The sequence below is a fragment of the uncultured Leptotrichia sp. genome, from assembly GCF_938036635.1.
Lineage (GTDB): Bacteria > Fusobacteriota > Fusobacteriia > Fusobacteriales > Leptotrichiaceae > Leptotrichia > Leptotrichia hongkongensis.
In genome coordinates this window covers 1-1,280 of sequence record NZ_CALHQO010000362.1, presented here as the reverse complement: position 1 = coordinate 1,280, position 1,280 = coordinate 1, and the positions used below count along the sequence as shown (strand labels likewise).

Here is a 1,280-nt window from a genome sequence, read left to right as displayed (position 1 = left end):
TAAATTATAATTAACACAGTTAGCTAACTCGAAATAAATTATATTTGGAGGAAATTGAGATGATTGATTATAATAAAATATTAAAAGAAAACTCTTACGGAATTTTAGCTACACTCGATGATAATAAACCTAAAACAAGAATTTTACAATATCTGTTTTCTGAAAAAAATAAAGTATATCTTGCAACTACAAATAATAAAAACGTTTATAAACAGTTAAAAAAATGTCCTTACGTTTCTTTTCTCTCTCATTCAGAAGATTATTTATCATTTACATCCATAAATGGAAATATTCATTTTACTAATGATATTGATCTTAAAACAAGAGTTTTAAACGAATATCCAGCAATAAAGGAACTTTTTAAAACTCCTGACAATCCTATTTTTGAACTTTTTTATATTGATGTAGAAGAAATCAGGACTTTTGATTTAAAAACTTATACCAATGAAAATTTTAAAATAGAAAAACCATAATTAATTTGATACAATCTTAGTTATTCATATTTTGTTTTTTCTCGGTAATTTACACCCCATTTGTCCATACTTTCCAGTATCGGCTTTAAGCTATAACCTGTTTCAGTAAGAGAATATTCAACTTTTGGAGGAACTTCAGGATAAATTTTTCTTATAAGAAGATTGTCCTCCTCCATTTCTCTTAAATTGTATGTCAAAACTTTATTAGAAATTCCGTTTATAGATTTTCTCAACTCTCCAAATCTTTTTGTTCCATCGAGTAAATCTCTTATTATAAGTATTTTCCATTTATTAGAAATTAAAGAAAGTGTTATTTCAACAGAACACTTCGGTAATTCTTTTTTATTCATAATTATTATTCTCTATTCTTTTTAATTTTATTTTTCTCATCATATTCCCCTAAAACTTTTTCCACCTCATTTTCAAGAACTTCCTCATTAGGAATAATGTGTATTTTGAAGCAAAAATTTGATTAGAAAGTTAGTGTATATTCGGACTGAATACTATTCTCTTTCATAAAATGCCCTTCCTTTATCATCAGATATACTCAAAATCTCACAATAATGCGACCAGCTTAATTTGCCAGACACTGTCTGGCAAATTGGATACTTCAAATAAAATTGCCTCATATTTTGTAAATTAGATCTCGAAAAGCCCTTTCCATATTCTTTTGTCAATTTTTTTGACAATTCTTTTAAAAGTTTTTTCCCATATTCTGCTCTCTCACTATTTTCCTGTTCATCTTCTATAATAATTTTCCCAATTTTCCAATAAGTCTGCACAAGAATATTATTAATCTTTACAGAC

At 26.5% G+C, this 1,280-nt stretch carries 2 protein-coding genes and 1 pseudogene; 1 reads left to right on the top strand and 2 read right to left on the bottom strand.

What is annotated here, in order from left to right:
- The first annotated feature begins 59 nt into the window (after nt 1-59).
- On the top strand, nt 60-473 hold the full coding sequence (locus Q0370_RS07255) for a pyridoxamine 5'-phosphate oxidase family protein (RefSeq protein WP_299574006.1): 414 nt from the start codon (nt 60-62) through the stop codon (nt 471-473).
- Between the two features lie 20 nt (nt 474-493).
- On the opposite strand, the gene Q0370_RS07250 is transcribed toward Q0370_RS07255, so the two are convergent.
- Both Q0370_RS07250 and Q0370_RS07245 read right to left on the bottom strand, forming a co-directional pair.
- Entirely contained in the window at nt 494-823 is a 330-nt protein-coding gene (locus tag Q0370_RS07250) for a helix-turn-helix domain-containing protein (RefSeq protein WP_036060499.1), read from the bottom strand.
- Between the two features lie 156 nt (nt 824-979).
- A pseudogene (locus tag Q0370_RS07245) lies at nt 980-1,280 on the bottom strand (DUF1016 N-terminal domain-containing protein); the annotation flags it as partial.